Source organism: Micromonospora sp. WMMA1947 (assembly GCF_027497355.1).
Lineage (GTDB): Bacteria > Actinomycetota > Actinomycetes > Mycobacteriales > Micromonosporaceae > Micromonospora.
Genome location: NZ_CP114909.1, coordinates 1814933 through 1831080, shown reverse-complemented (window position 1 = coordinate 1831080; position 16148 = coordinate 1814933). Strand labels below are relative to the sequence as shown.

Annotated in this window: 16 protein-coding genes and 1 pseudogene; 14 read left to right on the top strand and 3 right to left on the bottom strand. The window is 72.8% G+C overall.

Annotation, left to right across the window (positions count from 1 at the left end):
• Positions 1-193 precede the first annotated feature (193 nt).
• The 14 genes from O7604_RS08850 (at position 194) to O7604_RS08785 (ending at position 10943) form a co-directional block, all read left to right on the top strand.
• Positions 194-1405, top strand: a complete 1212-nt coding sequence (locus O7604_RS08850) for an MFS transporter (protein WP_194800185.1) — start codon at positions 194-196, stop codon at positions 1403-1405.
• 98 nt (positions 1406-1503) lie between these two features.
• Entirely contained in the window at positions 1504-1878 is a 375-nt protein-coding gene (locus O7604_RS08845) for a hypothetical protein (protein ID WP_281579380.1), read from the top strand.
• A gap of 85 nt (positions 1879-1963) precedes the next feature.
• Positions 1964-2602: a DUF4178 domain-containing protein gene (locus tag O7604_RS08840; RefSeq protein WP_281579379.1), complete on the top strand. Its 639-nt coding sequence runs from the start codon at positions 1964-1966 to the stop codon at positions 2600-2602.
• 1 nt (position 2603) lies between these two features.
• Complete coding sequence (locus O7604_RS08835; protein ID WP_281579378.1) at positions 2604-3098, top strand: DUF2617 family protein; 495 nt, start codon at positions 2604-2606, stop codon at positions 3096-3098.
• The gene (locus O7604_RS08830) at positions 3095-3520 is read left to right on the top strand and encodes a DUF4247 domain-containing protein (RefSeq protein ID WP_281579377.1); all 426 of its coding nucleotides are present in this window, start codon (positions 3095-3097) and stop codon (positions 3518-3520) included. The genes O7604_RS08835 and O7604_RS08830 overlap by 4 nt, the downstream gene beginning before the upstream one ends.
• A 31-nt stretch (positions 3521-3551) precedes the next feature.
• Entirely contained in the window at positions 3552-3974 is a 423-nt protein-coding gene (locus O7604_RS08825; RefSeq protein ID WP_269703136.1) for a DUF350 domain-containing protein, read from the top strand.
• Entirely contained in the window at positions 3974-4747 is a 774-nt protein-coding gene (locus O7604_RS08820) for a hypothetical protein (RefSeq protein ID WP_281579376.1), read from the top strand. The genes O7604_RS08825 and O7604_RS08820 overlap by 1 nt, the downstream gene beginning before the upstream one ends.
• On the top strand, positions 4744-6312 hold the full coding sequence (locus tag O7604_RS08815; RefSeq protein ID WP_281579375.1) for a polyamine aminopropyltransferase: 1569 nt from the start codon (positions 4744-4746) through the stop codon (positions 6310-6312). Before O7604_RS08820 ends, O7604_RS08815 begins: the two co-directional genes overlap by 4 nt.
• 64 nt (positions 6313-6376) lie before the next feature.
• The gene (locus O7604_RS08810; protein WP_281579933.1) at positions 6377-7375 is read left to right on the top strand and encodes a hypothetical protein; all 999 of its coding nucleotides are present in this window, start codon (positions 6377-6379) and stop codon (positions 7373-7375) included.
• 67 nt (positions 7376-7442) lie between these two features.
• Positions 7443-8213 carry a hypothetical protein gene (locus O7604_RS08805; protein WP_281579374.1) on the top strand — a complete coding sequence of 257 codons (771 nt, stop codon included), beginning with the start codon at positions 7443-7445 and terminating at the stop codon, positions 8211-8213.
• Positions 8214-8285: 72 nt separating this feature from the next.
• Positions 8286-9008, top strand: coding sequence for a hypothetical protein (locus tag O7604_RS08800; RefSeq protein WP_281579373.1), 723 nt, complete (start codon positions 8286-8288; stop codon positions 9006-9008).
• A complete protein-coding gene (locus tag O7604_RS08795; RefSeq protein WP_281579372.1) occupies positions 9005-9805 on the top strand; it encodes an SDR family NAD(P)-dependent oxidoreductase in 801 nt (266 codons plus the stop codon). The genes O7604_RS08800 and O7604_RS08795 overlap by 4 nt, the downstream gene beginning before the upstream one ends.
• 163 nt (positions 9806-9968) lie before the next feature.
• Entirely contained in the window at positions 9969-10508 is a 540-nt protein-coding gene (pyrE, locus tag O7604_RS08790) for an orotate phosphoribosyltransferase (RefSeq protein WP_091413808.1), read from the top strand.
• Between the two features lie 57 nt (positions 10509-10565).
• On the top strand, positions 10566-10943 hold the full coding sequence (locus O7604_RS08785) for a metalloregulator ArsR/SmtB family transcription factor (RefSeq protein WP_007454255.1): 378 nt from the start codon (positions 10566-10568) through the stop codon (positions 10941-10943).
• 176 nt (positions 10944-11119) lie between these two features.
• Here the strand turns inward: O7604_RS08785 and O7604_RS08780 are convergent, their stop codons facing one another.
• The 3 genes and pseudogenes from O7604_RS08780 to O7604_RS08770 form a co-directional block, all read right to left on the bottom strand.
• Positions 11120-11953: a VTT domain-containing protein gene (locus O7604_RS08780; RefSeq protein ID WP_269706948.1), complete on the bottom strand. Its 834-nt coding sequence runs from the start codon at positions 11951-11953 to the stop codon at positions 11120-11122.
• Positions 11954-11976: 23 nt separating this feature from the next.
• Positions 11977-14494, bottom strand: a pseudogene (locus O7604_RS08775) (polynucleotide kinase-phosphatase).
• Positions 14491-16011 (bottom strand): 3' terminal RNA ribose 2'-O-methyltransferase Hen1, encoded by a 1521-nt coding sequence (locus O7604_RS08770; RefSeq protein ID WP_281579371.1) that lies wholly within the window; start codon positions 16009-16011, stop codon positions 14491-14493. Before O7604_RS08770 ends, O7604_RS08775 begins: the two are co-directional and overlap by 4 nt.
• Positions 16012-16148: the final 137 nt, after the last annotated feature.

The window sequence follows — 16148 nt, the reverse complement described above, 5'->3', positions numbered from 1 at the left end:
CAGCCGAATATCCTGCCCGGAACGTCAATCGACAGTTAAGGAGCCGCAGATGCGCCTCAGCCTGCCGGCGGTCCCCGCTTCGCCGCGAGAGCACACCGCTCGCTGACGCTTCGCCGCCGGATCCCGGCGGCGGTGCTCCTCGCCGCGAAGCGGTCCCTCATGACCGTTTCCCTCCTGGCTCGAGGAGCTCTTCTTGCGTGCCCTTCCACCCGCGCGTCTCGGCGCGGACTTCACCAGACTGTGGACCGCTTCGGCGGTCTCCAACATCGGTGACGGTGTCACCATGGCCGCCGGCCCGCTGCTGGTGGCCGCCGTCAGCAACGATCCGGCCCTGATCGCCGGCGCCGTCTTCGCCCAACAACTGCCTTGGCTGCTGTTCGCGCTGGTCAGCGGCGCATACGTGGACCGGCTCGACAGACGTCTGCTGGTCGTCGTCGTCAATCTGTTCCGCGCCGCGGCGCTGGCCGGGCTGACGCTCACCGTCGCCACCGGCACGGTCACCGTGGCGGTCATCTACGTGGTGCTGTTCCTGCTCGGCGTCGGTGAAACCCTCGTGGACACCGCGATGGGCGCTCTGCTCCCGGCGGTGGTCGCATCCGAGAGGCTGCCCGCCGCCAACGCCCGGCTGTACGCGACGTTCACCATCGGCAACCAGTTCGTCGCCAAGCCGCTGGGCGCGTGGCTGTTCGTCGTCTCCGCCGCTGTGCCGTTCGGGCTCGACGCGCTGACCTTCGCGGCTGCGGCGGCCCTGATCGCCGGCATCCGACGGGCGCCCGTGCCGGACGAGGCCCGTCCGCGCGGCTCGCTGCGCGGCGAGATACGCCAGGGTGTGCGCTGGCTGTGGCGGCACCGCCTGTTGCGGACGCTCGCCGTGAGCATGGGCCTGGGCAACGTAGCGTTCGGTGCCGCATTCGCGGTGTTCGTGCTCTACTGCCGGCAGCGACTGGGCCTGTCCGACGTCGGGTACGGCTTCCTGCTGACCTCGTTCGCTGTCGGGGGCCTGTTCGGCACGACGGTTGCCGGCGCACTCACCCGGGCGCTCGGCGCCGGTACGGTGCTGCGTGGCGGCCTGGTCGTCGAGGTCGTCACACACGTGACCCTGGCCGTCACGACGGCGCCCTGGATCGCCGCCGCTGTCCTGATCGTCTTCAGCGTCCACGCCATGGTCTGGGGCATCACCGCCGCGTCGGTCCGGCAGCGAATCGTGCCGTCCCACCTGCGCGGGCGGGTTGGCAGCGTGTATGCGCTGCTCGATCTCGGCGGAGCCGCGCTCGGTGCGCTCCTCGGCGGTCTGCTGGCCGGGACCTGGCGGATCACCACACCGTTCTGGGCCGCGGCGGGGGCTATGGCGGCGATCGCCGTGTTCGCCTGGCGTCCGTTGCGCGACGCGACCCGGCTGACCTGACCCTGTGGTTAACAAGGGGCCCTTCCTCTACCGGAGGCGTTAACAGGGGGCCCTTCCTTGTGGTTGGAGGGGGTGGTGGGGTGGGCACATAGTGGGGCATGAGTGCGTGGGAGCGGGAACTGGACGAGGCGGCGCGCGAACTCGACGGCGCGGACACCCTCGCCTTCGGCGGGGTGGGGCTGGCGGGTCAGGTGCTGCCCGCGACCGAGGCGTACCGGCGGCTGGAGCAGGGGCTGCGGGAGCACCCGGAGGCGGCCCGCAAGCGGGTCGACAAGCTGCTCCGCAAGGGTTCACCGGCCGGGCGGGCGTACGCGGCGACGCTGCTGGAGGCGGTCGACCCGGCCGCCGGGCGGGCGGCGTGGACCCGGCTGCGCGGCGACGACGGCGAGTTCACCACGTTCTCCGGCTGCCTCATGGGCCGCGCCACGCTGCGCGAGTACGCCGCCGACCGGCTCGCCGGCGGCGAGCGGTAGCTGACCGCACACTCAGCGAACAGGACTTCAGAAGGCGTGCGTGCGGTTGTTACCGTTCCCGCCGAGCGGGTTGGGGGAGGCGGTAGTGAACGGTTCGTTGGCGTACGTGGTGACCACGCTGGGGTGCCTCGTCGGGGTGGCCGGTGTGGTGATCGCCGTGATCGCGCTGCGGAGGTCCCGGTCGGCGTCCGGCCCGAAGGCGAAGGCGGCACCGGGTGACCCGTTCCGGGACCGGGACGCGGACGCGCTGCGTGGCGACCCGCGCGCGCTCAAGCCCGGTGACATCGTCGAGATCCGCTCGGTGCCGTACACCGTGCGCGGCTCGGTGCACCTGGTCGAGGGCGGGTGGAGCTGGGCGGAGCACCTGCTCGACGACGCGGGTGGGGTGAAGCGCTGGCTCTCCGTCGAGACCGACCCGGACCTGGAACTGGTGCTCTGGACCAGCGAGCCGGGGGCCACCGTCACGCCTGGTGCCCCGACGCTGGAGATGGCCGGCCGCCGCTACAACTGGGACGAGTCGGGCCAGGCCCGGTACACCGCGACCGAGGGCACCGGCCTCGACCCGCACGGCACCATGCGCTACTACGACTACCAGGCGCCCGGCGGCGCACGCCTGTCGTTCGAGGCGTACGGCGAGGCCGGCTGGGAGGTCAACCTCGGTGAGGAGCTGCGCCGCGCCGAGGTGATGATCTACCCGCAGGGTGGACCGGAGACGGTGCGCTGACGTGCTCGTCTCCCTGCACACGCCCTACGTCGACACCAGCGCCGCCGACCTGAGCCTGGCCCTCGGCGGCCCGGAGCTGCCGGCGCTCGCCGTACGCGACATCGACCTGCCCGGCCTGCCCCGGCTGCGGCTGCGCCTGCTCGGCGCCTCGCACCAGGTGGTGCTCGGTGGGCTCACCGAGACGGTCGCCTGCCTGCCCGGCCGCCCGCCGCACCTGCCGGACGCGCTGCACGACGCTACGACCGGTTACCGGTTCATGGCCACCGTGCTCCGGCCGGACGGCGACGGCCTGCGTACCCGGGTCGCGGCGCTGCGCGCCGAGCTCGCCGAGGATCCGTACGCGCTGATCGGGGTCTTCCCCGGCGACGAGGACGCGGTCACCGCGCTCTCCGTCCGGCCCCGGCCGCCGGACGGTGCGCTCGCCTGGCGTACCTGGCACGTCTACCCGCAGACGAACGAGCTGGTTCTGACCGAGACCGTGGTGGAGGAGCTGTGACGTACCGACGGTGGTTCGTGGTGGGCGTGGCGGTCGCCGTCATCGGCGCGCTCATCGCCGCCTTCGCGATCTTCTACGGCAACTTCTCGCCCCGGGGCTACGTGGAGGACAACTTCTCCCGCGCCTCCGGGCGGGACATCGGCTCGAACGCGATCGCGTACACCTCGAACAAGGCGCCGAGCGAGGTGTCCAAGCAGATCACCGACGCCTGGCGGCCGGCCGACCAGTACGTCGACGGCAGCGGCGTCTACCTGCGCTACGACGACGACTCGGTGGTGATCCTCCCGCTCGCCGTCGGCTCGGTGATCCTGCTGGAGAGGATGACCACCGCCTACCCCCGGTACCACAGCGTCGTCGGCAACAGCTGGGGCTGGGGCCGAGGCAGCACGGTCCGGGGCGGCGGCCCCGGCTCCGGCAAGTAGCCCTGTCGATCCCCTCATCCTGGAGTCCTCTGTGCAGCATCTCGTCACCGACCTGCTGGTCACCCTCGCGTACGGCGCGGTCGGCGTCGTCCTGATGGCGATCGGCTACGTGCTGGTCGATCTGGCCACCCCCGGCAAGCTCCACGAGCTGATCTGGGCCGAGCGCAACCGCAACGCGGCGCTGCTGCTCTCGTCGAACCTGCTCGGGGTGGGCACGATCGTGGTCGCCGCGATCGTCGCCAGCGACGACGACTTCACGCTGGGGCTGATCGGCGCCGCCGCGTACGGCATCCTCGGCCTGGTGATCATGGCGGCGGCGTTCGTGCTGCTCGACGTGGCCACCCCGGGCAAGCTCGGTGAGCTGCTCGTCGACCCGCAGCCGCACCCGGCCGTCTGGGTCTCCGCCACCGTGCACCTCGCCACCGGTGCGATCATCGCGGCCGCGATCATCTGATGAGCGGCAGGCCCGCCAAGCACTCGGTGGGGAAGGACAAGCGCACGCAGACGGTGATCTGGTCCGTGGTCGTGGGGATCGTGGTCGTCGTCTGCGCCATCGGCGTGTTCAGCGGCGACTCGGACACCTCCGTCCCCGCACCGATCGCCGACGAGCGGTCCGGCACCGTGCCGATCCTCCGCGCCGCCGCCGACAGCCAGGGCATCTGCTACGGCTGGGAACTGCTCGACGTGTACGACGAGGTGAGCGTCGGCTCCAACCTCGGCGACGGCACCACAGTCATCGACGCGCCCGGCTGCGCGCGCTGGCTCGCGGTCTCCGCGAACGTCAGGTACACCTCGTCCAGCAGCGAGTCGGAGGACTCCGCCACGATCCGGATCAAGGGCTCGGACGACATCGAGTTCGCCGACCTCGCCGCGATCGAGACCCGGCTGGGCCGGTTCGGGCTGGACGAGGAGGCGTTCGTCGACGACCCGGGCTGGGCCGTCACCCGGGCCGCCACGATCCTGCCGCTGCTCGCCGCCGAGCGCGGGCTCGCCGAGCCGGCCGCGACACCCACCGCCGCGCCGTCGACAGCCGCCGCTCCGCTGCCGGACGCCGGCAACGACTTCTGGCGGGACCGCTGGATCTACGTGCTCAGCTCGGTCGGCCTGTTCCTGCTCGCCGCGCTGTTCCTCGCCGTGGGCGTGCGACAGCGCCGCAACCACCGGGCACGGGTGCCCGCGCAGCGCGCCGGGGCGGGAGCCGCCGGACGTACCCGGAGCAGACAGTGACCGTCGACGTGGCCGCACGGCCGCGGTGGCGCCTGGCCCGCGCGGCGGTCCTGCTCGCGGTCTTCGTGTGCGCGGCCTGCGGCCTGGTGTACGAGCTGGCGCTTGTGGCGCTCGGCAGCTACCTGATCGGCGACACGGTCGGCCAGGCGTCGATCGTGCTCGGCGTGATGGTCTTCGCGATGGGCGTCGGCGCGCTGGTGGCGAAGCCGTTGCAGTCCCGGGCGGTGGTCTCGTTCGCGGTGATCGAGCTGACGCTGGCGCTGCTCGGCGGCCTGTCCGTGCTCGGTCTCTACGCCGCGTTCGCCTGGCTCGACCTGTACGGGCCAGCGCTCGTCGGCACCGCGTTCGTGCTCGGCCTGCTGATCGGCGCGGAGATCCCGCTGCTCATGGTGATGCTGCAACGCATCCGGGAGCAGTCCGCGGGCAGCGCGGTGGCCGACCTGTTCGCCGCCGACTACGTGGGCGCGCTGCTCGGCGGGCTGGCCTTCCCGTTCCTGCTGATCCCGGTCTTCGGCCAGCTCAAGGGCGCGCTCGTGGTGGGCGCGGTGAACGCGGTCGCCGGGGTGGTGCTCGTCTTCACCGTGTTCCGGGCCGACCTCAGCCGCCGGGCGCGGGCCGCGCTGGGCGCCGCCACCGTCGTGGTCGGTCTGCTCCTCGGGTACGCGTGGGTGACCGCCCACGACTTCGAGGTGACCACCCGCCAGCAGCTCTACCGCGACCCGGTGGTGCACGCCGAGCGCAGCCGCTACCAGGAGATCGTGCTGACCCGCTCGGTGCGCGAACCCGGCCAATCCGCCACCGACCTACGGCTGTTCCTCAACGGCGACCTCCAGTTCAGCTCGATCGACGAGTACCGCTACCACGAGGCGCTCGTGCACCCGGCGATGCGCGGGGCACACGGTGACGTGCTGGTGCTCGGGGCCGGGGACGGGCTGGCCGCGCGGGAGATCCTCAAGTACCCGGACGTGCGGTCGGTGACGCTCGTCGACCTCGACCCGGCCGTGGTGGAGCTGGCCCGCCGCGAGCCGCAGCTGCGCGAGCTGAACCGGGAGTCGCTCACCGACCCCCGGGTACGGGTGCTCAACCTGGACGCGTTCGCCTGGCTGCGTACCGCCACGGACCGCTTCGACGTGGTGATCGCCGACCTGCCCGACCCGGACGAGACGGCCACCGCGAAGCTCTACACGATCGAGTTCTACACGCTGATCCGGCCGGTGCTGGCCCCCGGCGGGCGGCTGGTCGTGCAGTCCGGGTCGCCCTACTTCGCGCCCCGGTCGTACTGGTCGATCGAGCGGTCGATCCGCGAGGCGGGCTTCGCCACCGTGCCGTACCACGTCGACGTGCCGAGCTTCGGCGACTGGGGGTTCGTGCTCGCCGCGCCGGGCGACGTCGCGCCGGAGCTGGCGCTGCCGGCCGACCCGCCGCCGCTGCGTTTCCTCACGCCCGACGTGCTCGCCGCCGCCGCCACGTTCCCCGCCGACCGGGCCCGGCTGGACGTGCCGGCCTCCACGCTGTTGCGGCCCAGGGTGCTGGACTACGCCCGCGAGGAGTGGCGCGGCTACTAGGTTTCGGGGCATGCCACCCGAATCGCCGCGCCACCGACCGGGGATCGGCTGGCTGGTCCGCCGGCTGCCGACCCGGGCGGTCGAGGCGGCGTCCTACCTCCAGGCGTTCGTGCTCTCCGGCGTGGTCACCGTGCTCGCCGTCCGCGCGTACCTGAAGGCCACCGACTATCCGCAGCTCGGCGGCGGCGGGCTGCACATCGCGCACGTGCTCTGGGGCGGCCTGCTGCTCGCCGTCGGCCTGGGCATCCCGCTCGTCTTCCTCGGCGGCGGCGCCCGCACCGGCGGGGCGATCGTCGGCGGCATCGGGTTCGGGCTGTTCATCGACGAGGTGGGCAAGTTCGTCACCACCGGCACCGACTACTTCTACGCCCCCGCCGCCGCCATCATCTACGTCGCGTTCGCGCTGCTGGTCCTGCTCACCCAGGCCGTACGCGGACGCACCGGCCGGTCCCGGCTGACGCCCGCCGAGCGCACCGCGAACGCGCTGGACATGGTGCTCAGCGGTCTCCCGGGCGGGCTGACCGACAGGCGCCGGATCGCCGTGCTGCGGCTCGTGCAGGGCACCGGGCCGGACACCGAGACGGCGGTGGCGCACCTGCTGGACGCGGTGCCCCACCGGGAGCCGCCGCCGGTGCCGCTCTGGCAGCGGGCGGCGGACCGGGCCCGGCGCCTCGCCGTCTGGGCGGCCGGACGCCGCTGGCTGGTCTGGCCGGTGGTGGTCTACCTGGTCGTCGAGCCGGTGCTGACGGTGGTGGCGGTGTTCCTCGACGGCGTGACCGGGCACCTGGACCAGGAACGGGAGTGGGGCGCGGTGCTCGGCGTCAGCGCCACCGCGCTCGTCACCGCGGTGCTCGGTATCTGGGCCGCCTGGCTGCTGCGGCGCAACCGGGCCGAGGCGTTCCGCCTGTTCAAGCTGGCGCTGCTCGTCGACCTGCTGTTCGGGCAGGTATTCAACTTCACCGTCAACCAGTTCGGCGCGGTCTCCGCCGTCGCGCTCGACCTCGCGCTGCTCGGCGTGGTCACCGCCGAGCACCGCCGGTTGCGGCGCGCCGCCGAGAGGTGAGCCATTCCGGCGTGCTGAGCTGGTGGAAGATCGCTACGGTGGGCATCTGATCCAGGAAGGGAGAATCATGGTCGATGCTCCGGGCACCCCGCCCCGCACGCGTCCCGGCGTGGTGACGCTCTCCAGTTGGCTGCTCATCCTCGTCGCCGCGATCCAGGTGGTGAACCTGATCGTCGCGCTGGCCGTCGTCGGCAAGATCCGAGACGTTCTCACCGACGCGTACGCCGGCACCTCGGCCGAGGGGGCCGCCGACATCGCGTACGCGTTCAGCCTCATCACGGCGGTCGTGTCGCTGCTGATCGCGGCCGGGCTCGTCGTCCTCGCGCTGCTGAACAACCGGGGCAAGAACGGCTCCCGGATCACCACCTGGGTGCTGGGCGGCATCCTGTTCTGCTGCACCGGCGGCGGGCTGCTGACCGGTCTCACCGGCGGCATGACGGGCAGCGGCACCACCAGCGGTGACATGCCCAGCGCCGAGGAGATCCAGCGCCGGCTGGACGACGCGCTGCCGTCCTGGTACACCCCGGTCAACCTGCTGCTGGGTCTGATCGCGCTGCTCGCCCTGCTGGCCGCGCTGATCCTGCTGGCGCTGCCGAAGGCGAACGAGTTCTTCCGCAAGCCCAAGGCCGGCTGGGAGCCGCCGGTGCCGGGTGGCGCCTACCCGGCGTACCCGGGCCAGTCCGGCGACCCGGCGTACCCGTCGTACCCGCCGGCTCCCGGCACCCCGCCGTCGACGCCCGGCGGTCAGCCGCCGTCCGCGCCGGGCGGTCAGCCGCCGTCCGCGCCGGGCGGTCAGCCGGGCGAGCGCCGCGACCCGGAGCCGCCATCCGGAAGTTGACGTCCGGATTGACGCGACGCCGACGATCCCTCCGAGTAGGTTGCAAGCCGACGCCTACCGGAGGGATCAGTCGTGTCGTACCCCGATCGGGCCGCACCCCGCCGGCCCGGCACGGTCCTCGCCGCGGCGGCGCTGCTGCTGGCGATGGCGGTGGGCGCCGTGGCGTACGCGGTGGCCAACCTGGCCGTCGGCGGCGGCACGGTGGACCGGTTCCGGAACGCGGCGGCGCAACGGACCGGCGCGAGCGGCGGCGACATCGACCAGGTGGCCGGCCTGCTGCGCGGTTCCACGGTGCTGGCCGCCGTCCTCGGTGTGCTCGCCGCCCTCCTGCTGGCCGGGCTCGCGTTCGGCCTGCTCGCCGGCCGTCCCGCCGCCCGCACGGCGACCTGGGTGGTCGCCGGTACGGGCCTGCTCTGCGGATGCTGCGGGCTGGCGGTGCTGGTCGGCCAGCGGGCCGCCCCGCTGCGGCTCGGCGCGGACGACCGGATCACCGCCGAGCTGCTGGGACTGGTCGGTGACGCCTACCCCTCGTGGTGGATCCCGGTGAACGCGACGGTGTCGGTGACGCAGATCCTCGGCTACCTGGTGGTCGCTGCGCTGCTCACGTTGCCGTCGTCCGGGGCGTTCCTGCGCCGCCGCACCGCACCGCTGCGGCTGTCCGGCTACGGCGCGACGGTGTCCGGCGCGCCGAACACCGGGCCGACGCCCTGGGGACCGCCGCCCGGTCTGCACCAGCCGTCCGCCCCGCCCGCTCAGCCGGGCGGGTTCCCGCCACCCCCCGAGGACCGCCGATGACCGGTGACACCCACCCCTCCCGGCGCCGCGCCCTGGTCACCGGCGCCAGCCTCGGCATCGGCGAGGCGTTCGCCCGGCGGCTCGCCGCCGACGGCTGGGACCTCGTCCTGGTGGCCCGGGACGCGGCTCGGCTCGACGCGCTGGCGGCCGAGCTGACCGGCCGGCACGGCGGCGACGCCGAGACGATCGCCGCCGATCTGTCCACCGAGGACGGTTGTCCGGCTGTCGAACACCGGCTGGCCGCCGGTACGCCGATCGAGCTGCTCGTCAACAACGCCGGCATCAGTCTGAACACCTCGTTCGTCCGTTCGTCGGTGGCGGACGAGGCGCGACTCGTCCGGCTCAACGTGCTCGCGGTGCTGCGTCTGACCCATGCCGCCCTCGGTCCGATGATCGAACGAGGCCACGGGGCAGTGATAAATGTCTCTTCCGTCGCGGGCTTCGGTGTCCCCATGCCGGGATCCACGTACTCCGCCAGCAAGGCGTGGGTGACGAATTTCAGTGAATCGATCGGCCAGTCCGTCGCGCCGCTCGGCGTACGCGTGATGGCGCTCTGCCCCGGCTACACACGAACCGGAAATCACGAACGCGCGGGCATCGACATGTCCCGCCTGCCCGCCTGGGCCTGGCTGCGAGCCGACGATGTGGTCGCCGAAGGGCTTCGTGACCTGCATAAAGGCAAGTCCGTGAGTGTCCCGGACTGGAAGTACAAGGTGGCGGCGGCCGGACTGCGACACGCGCCGAAACGCCTGCTGCGTGGCTTCCGGCGGGACACCCGGGGGACTGTCGGCCGGTAGCGCGGCGCACCGGTGGCCGACCGTCGGCGAGCCGGTGCGACGGCCGGCCGGGATGGACGGTCGCACAGCGTAGCCGCTCATCGCCACCCGTCCGTCGCCCGCAGGGTTGACCAGGGCAGACCCGAAGCACGGCGCTCAGACTTGCGAAGTACGCTCTTGGGCCATGGGCGACCACGACGACCTGCGCAAATTCATCACTGACCTCGCTGTGGTGCATGGCCGGGTGGTGCTCTCGTCGGGCCGCGAGGCGGACTGGTACGTGGATCTGCGTCGCGTCACGCTCCATCACGAGGCGGCTCCGTTGATCGGTCGGGTCATGCGTGACCTCACCGCCGACTGGGCGTACGACGCGGTCGGTGGGCTGACCCTGGGCGCCGATCCGGTGGCCGCCGCCATGCTGCACGCCTCGGCGGGCACCGGCCGCGCTGTCGACGCCTTCGTGGTCCGCAAGGAGGGCAAGGCTCACGGTCTTCAGCGCCGGATCGAGGGGCCGGACGTCTCCGGGCGGCGGGTGCTGGCGGTCGAGGACACCTCCACGACCGGTGGAAGTGTGTTGACGGCTGTCGAGGCATTGCGTGAGGCAGGGGCCGAGGTGGTGGGTGTGGCGGTTATTGTTGATCGAGGTGCCGGCGACACGGTGCGAGCCGCCGGATTGCCCTATCGGGCGGCCTATACGTTGGCTGACCTCGGCCTTGTGGCGTAAAAGTTTGCCGATTCGGATCTGCTGATATGCAGGCGGATCGATGCTGCTGGTGGAAGGATGGAATACGTGGGAACTGCGTTGGCTGAAATGACCATGCCTCAGATCTCGCCGCTTGCCGGCGAGCCGATCGAACGCGCCGACGCCGAGCGGCTTGCGGGGGTCCTCAAGGCCCTCGCTGACCCCGCACGGCTGCGGCTGCTCAGCCTGATCCAGTCGGCTCCCGAGGGGGAGGCGTGCGTGTGTGACCTCACCGCGCCGCTCGGCCTCTCGCAGCCGACGGTCAGCCACCACCTGCGAATCCTCACCGAGGCCGGCTTGCTGGAGCGGGAGAAGCGCGGGGTCTGGGCGTACTACCGGCTGGTGCCGTCCGCGATCGCCACGATCGCGGATCTGCTCACCCCGCCGCGGAAGCGGGCCACCAAGAAGGCTCGCTGAAACCTTCGGGCCGACCCGAACGAGGGTCGTCCCGACCGGGTGACCGGTGGCGTGCGAGGGGTGGCGCCATCAGCGCACGGTGACGGCTGTCGTCGTCCGTGTGACCCGGCTGGAGCAGTGACGTCGAAGGCCGGTCCTCGCCCGAGGGCCGGCCTTCGCTGTCTTTACACGGCCGCTCAGCGGCGGTGCGAACCGTCGTGCCCGTCACCGTGCTCGTGGATGCCCTCACGGGCCGCCTCCACAGTGCCCGCCACGGTCGCCGCGGTGATCACCGCGACCGCCTCGCCGCGCTTGCGTGCCCGCCGGTCCCGCAGGAACTCGAAGAAGATCGGCAGCACCGAGATCACGATGATCAGCGCGACCACCGGCAGGATGTACCTGTCGATCTTGTCGCCGATGGCGTCGTAGATCTGGCGGGCCAGCAGGTAGCCGATCAGCAGGATGCCGTCCACCCAGAGGATCGCGCCCACCACGTTCCACACGAAGAACTGGCGGGACGACATGCCCAGCACCCCGGCCACCGGGTTGAGGAACGTCCGCACGATCGGGATGAACCGGGCCAGCACCACGGCCTTCGCCGGGCCGAACTTCTGGAAGTAGTACTCCGCCTTCTCCACGTACTCCCGCTTGAACAGCCGGGAGTTGGGCTTGTCGAACATGCGGCGGCCGAACCGGGCGCCGAGCCAGTGCCCGAGCTGGGCGCCGACGATGGCGCAGAGCGGACCGCCGATCAGCAGCCCGGCCAGGGACACGCGGGTGCCGTCGCCGAAGATGGCGTCGGCCACCGGGGAGGCGGCCACCCCGGCCAGGAACAGCAGCGAGTCACCCGGGAAGAAGAAGCCGACCAGCAGCCCGGTCTCGGCGAAGAGGATCACCCAGACGCCGATCATGCCGAAGGTGTGGATGAGGTCCTTCGGGTCGAGCGGGTTCAACGCCACGCTCTCGGAGAACATCCGGGTCTTCTCTGCTGTGTCCACGGCCACACAGGGTACCCCGGCCCGGTCCGGCATTTCGGCCGGACCGGGCATGGTCGTCAGAGGCGGGGATCGACCGGCTCGGACTCGCAGGCGAGGATCGCGAACACCAGCTCGTGGCGGCGCCAGAGCGGGGCGTCCTCGGCCAGTGCGTCCAGGGCGGCCAGGCCCAGACCGTGCTCGCGCAGGGCGAGCCCGCGCTTGCGGCCCAGCGACCGGCGGCGCAACGCGGCGAGCTGCGCCGCCTCGGTGTACCCGGGACCGTAGATGATCCGCAGGTACTCCCCGGCCCCGGCACTTGATTCCCGGCTGGAGCAGCGAGCCCTTCGGCGTCCGGGCGGCCAGGCCCGCGTACGGCTTGACCACCATGCCCTCGCCGCCGGCCGCGGTGAGCGTCAGCCACCACTGCGTCGCGTCCGCCACCGCCGCCTCGTCGGCCAGGTCCACCTCCCGCCGCCGGGTCGGGGTGAAGAACTCCGGGTCGGCGGCGCAGAGCCGGTCGGCCAGCGCCAGGTGCCAGCCGTGGTCCCGGTCGGCGTAGCTCGCCCCGGCCCCCGCCAGCACCGCGAACGGCGCCAGCGTCACCCCGCGCAGCCCGTCGGTCGGCCGGACGTACGCCCGGTAGGCCGCCGAGTAGGCGGTGACCTCGGCGGCCCGCCCGGCCATCCGGTCGCGCAGCCCGGCCACCGGCAGCCCGCGCCCGGCGGCCGTGTCCAGCGCCCCGAGCACCGCCGGCAACGCGGCCCGCCCGGCCGCGCCGACCCCGGCGTACTGCTCGCGGATCAGCCCGCCCGCCTTCGCCGACCAGGGCAGCAGCTCGGTGTCGAGCAGCAGCCAGTCGGTGCCCAGCTCGGCCCAGAGACCGGCGGCGGTGACCGCCGCGCGCACCCGGGCCAGCAGCTCGCCGTCGAGCGGGGGGCCGAAGAACGGCCTACCGGTACGGGTGTGCACCACCCCGCCGTCGAACCGGCCCGGCTCGCGTTCCACGAGCACCACCGCCCGCGAGCCCATGTGCTTCTCCTCGCAGACCACCCGGTCGACACCGGCGGCCCGGTAGTCGGCGAAGGCTTGGGCCGGGTGCTCCAGGAACCCTTCGACAGTCGACGTGGAGCAGGGCGCCATGGTCGGCGGCAGCCACACCAGCCGGCCCGGGTCGACCGCGAACCGGCTCATCACCTCCAGCGCGGCGGCGGCGTTCTCGGCGGGCACCGTGAGCGAACCGTACGCGTGGGTGACGTGCCGTCGCCCGGTCACGTCGGCCAGGTCCAGCACGGTGTCCGGACGCGCGGGCGCGACCGGGACCAGCGGACGCGCCGGGGCGTACCACTCCTTCACCGCCGGGACCGCGACCAGCTCCTTCTCCGGGTAGCGCAGCGCGGTGAGCTTCCCGCCGAACACGCAACCGGTGTCCAGGCAGATGGTGTTGTTCACCCACTCCGGCTCGGGCGTCGGCGTGTGCCCGTACACGACCATCGCCGAGCCCCGGTAGTCCCGCGCCCACGGGTAGCGCACCGGCAGGCCGTACTCGTCGGTCTCGCCGGTGGTCTCGCCGTAGAGCGCGAACGACCGCACCCGGCCGGACGCCCGCCCGTGGTACGCCTCCTTCAGCCCGGCGTGCGCCACCACCAGCCGGCCGCCGTCGAGCACGAAGTGGCTGACCAGGCCGTCGATGAACGTCTCCACCCCGGCGACGAACTCCGGCGACTCGGCGGCGAGCTGCTCCATCGTCTCGGCCAGGCCGTGGGTCAGCCGGACGTCCCGGCCGCGCAGCTTGCGCAGCAGCTTCTGCTCGTGGTTACCAGGCACGCAGATCGCGTGGCCGGCCGCCACCATGCCCATCACCAGGCGGAGCACGCCGGGCGAGTCCGGGCCGCGGTCCACCAGGTCACCGACGAACACCGCGGTACGCCCCGACGGGTGCGCCGCGTCCACCGGGCGGCCCGCGTCGTCGTGCCGCAGCACGTAGCCGAGCCGGGACAGCAGCGCCTCCAGTTCGGCACGGCAGCCGTGCACGTCCCCGATCACGTCGAACGGGCCGGTCAGGTCACGCCGGTCGTTGAACAGCTTCTCGTAGCGGATCTCCGCGGCGTCGATCTCCTCCACGCCGCGCAGCACGTGCACCTTGCGGAAGCCCTCCCGGGCCAGTCGCCCGTACGACTGCCGCAGGTCGCGGCGCATCCGGTTGAGCACCTGGCGACCGTGCGTGCGGTCGGCGCGCGCCTCCGTACGCTCCCAGGCCACCGCCTCCGGCACGTCCAGCACGATCGCCACCGGCAGCACGTCGTGCTCCCGGGCCACCCGGATCAGCCCGGCGCGGGCGTGCGGCTGGAGGTTCGTCGCGTCGACCACGGTGAGCAGTCCCCGGCGCAGCCGGATGGCGGCGACGTGGTGCAGCGCGTCGAACGCGTCGGCCGACGCGGACTGGTCGTTCTCGTCGTCGGCCACCAGGCCGCGGAACGTGTCCGAGGAGAGCACCTGGCTGGGCGCGAAGTGCCGCCGGGCGAACGTGGACTTGCCGGAGCCGGAGACGCCGACGAGCGCCACCAGTGCCAGCTCGGGGATGTCCAGGACGGTCATCGGTTCGTCGCCTCCTTCCGGTCGGTGCTGTCGTTGCTGTCGTTGTTGTCGGCCCGGCCGCGCTGGCCGGCGCGCTCGTCGCGGGTGAGCACCGCGATCTGGGTCGGCGTGCCCACCTCCGGGTCGTCGTCGCCGACGCCGCCGAGCACCGCCGTGTAGCCGTGGGCCGCCGCCACCCGGTCCACCCAGGCGGCGAACTCGGCCCGGGTCCACTCGAACCGGTGGTCCGCGTGCCGGAACCGGCCCGGCTCGAGCCCCTCGTAGCGCACGTTGTACTCGACGTTCGGGGTGGTCACCACCACCGTGCCCGGCCGCGCGTGACCGAACACCGCGTCCTCCAGCGCCGGCAGGCGCGGCGGGTCGAGGTGCTCGACGACCTCCATCAGCACCGCCGCGTCGTACCCCCGGAGCCGGTCGTCCCGGTAGGTCAGCGCGGACTGCCACAGCCGGATCCGGTCCCGCTGCCGCTCCGGCAGCCGGTCCAGCCGCAGCCGCCGGGCCGCCACGGCCAGCGACCGGTCGGACACGTCGACGCCCACCACCTCGGTGAACCGCCGGTCGGCGACGAGCGCGGTGAGCAGCGCGCCGCCACCGCAACCCAGGTCCAGCACCCGGCTCGCGCCGCTGTCCCGCAGCGCGGCGAGCACCGCCTCCCGACGCCGTACCGCGAGGGAGGCGCGGCGGACGTCCTCCGCCGTCCCGGCCCCGCCGCCCGGCGACTCGGCCGGCTCTCCGGTCGACGGCTCGATGCTGTCGTCGGCGGAGGGCTCGTCGGCAAGTCGCAGCTCGGTCAGGCGCGCCATCGCCTCGCCCGCGAGCGCGCGGCGGTGCGCCAGGTAGCGGCGCGTGATCAGGCCCCGCTCCGGGTGCCCGGCCAGCCAGCCGGCACCGGCGCGCAGCAGCTTGTCCACCTCGTCCGGCGCCACCCAGTAGTGCTTGGCGTCGTCGAGCACCGGCAGCAGCACGTACAGGTGGTTGAGCGCGTCCGCGAGCCGCAGCGTGCCGGTCAGCGTCAGGTCGACGTACCGGCTGTCGCCCCATTCCGGGTACGTCTCGTCGAGCGGGATCGGGGTCGCAGTCACGGTCCAGCCCAGCGGGGTGAAGATCCGTACCGCCAGCTCGGCGCCGCCCCGGCAGCGCAGCACCGGCACCCGTACGGCCAGCGGGATCGCGCTCGCCGCCAGCTCGGGACGGTCGCGCGACTCGCCGCGCAGGGCGGAGCGGAACACCTTCGACAGCGCTGACGAGAGCAGGCTGGAGGCGGCGTACGGACGGTCGTTGACGTACTGCCCGAGCGCGAAGCCCTCCGGTGCCCGGTTCCGGTGGCCGCCGCCCAGCTTGAGCGGATCGATCTCGACCAGCAGCGCCGCCGTGCAGCGCGCCTTGTCCGCCTCCGGGTAGAACACATGCGCGGCACCGGCGGGCAGATCGAAGGTCTGTACGCGGTCCGGGTGCTTCACCAGGAGGTGGCCGAGGTCGGTCGCGGGGCGGTGGGTCGTGGTGAGGGTCAGCAGCACTTGTCGATGATCTCTTGGTTTGTTGGTCCGTGTCGTGGGGGTTTCCGGGGAGCCCGACCCGCTCCGGGCGGTCAGGCTTGATCCCTGCGCGGGCCGGGCTCCCCGGAAACCTGACGTGGTCCGGCTTCGTCGACGGG

Excerpts from the sequence above, each read along its gene's own strand:
- O7604_RS08820 (WP_281579376.1), top strand. The coding sequence starts at position 3,974 with ATGAGCGGCAGGCCCGCCAAGCACTCGGTGGGGAAGGACAAGCGCACG.
- O7604_RS08795 (WP_281579372.1), top strand. The coding sequence starts at position 9,005 with ATGACCGGTGACACCCACCCCTCCCGGCGCCGCGCCCTGGTCACCGGC.
- O7604_RS08845 (WP_281579380.1), top strand. The coding sequence starts at position 1,504 with ATGAGTGCGTGGGAGCGGGAACTGGACGAGGCGGCGCGCGAACTCGAC.
- O7604_RS08780 (WP_269706948.1), bottom strand. The coding sequence starts at position 11,953 with ATGCCGGACCGGGCCGGGGTACCCTGTGTGGCCGTGGACACAGCAGAG.
- O7604_RS08785 (WP_007454255.1), top strand. The coding sequence starts at position 10,566 with ATGGAATACGTGGGAACTGCGTTGGCTGAAATGACCATGCCTCAGATC.
- pyrE (WP_091413808.1), top strand. The coding sequence starts at position 9,969 with ATGGGCGACCACGACGACCTGCGCAAATTCATCACTGACCTCGCTGTG.
- O7604_RS08805 (WP_281579374.1), top strand. The coding sequence starts at position 7,443 with ATGGTCGATGCTCCGGGCACCCCGCCCCGCACGCGTCCCGGCGTGGTG.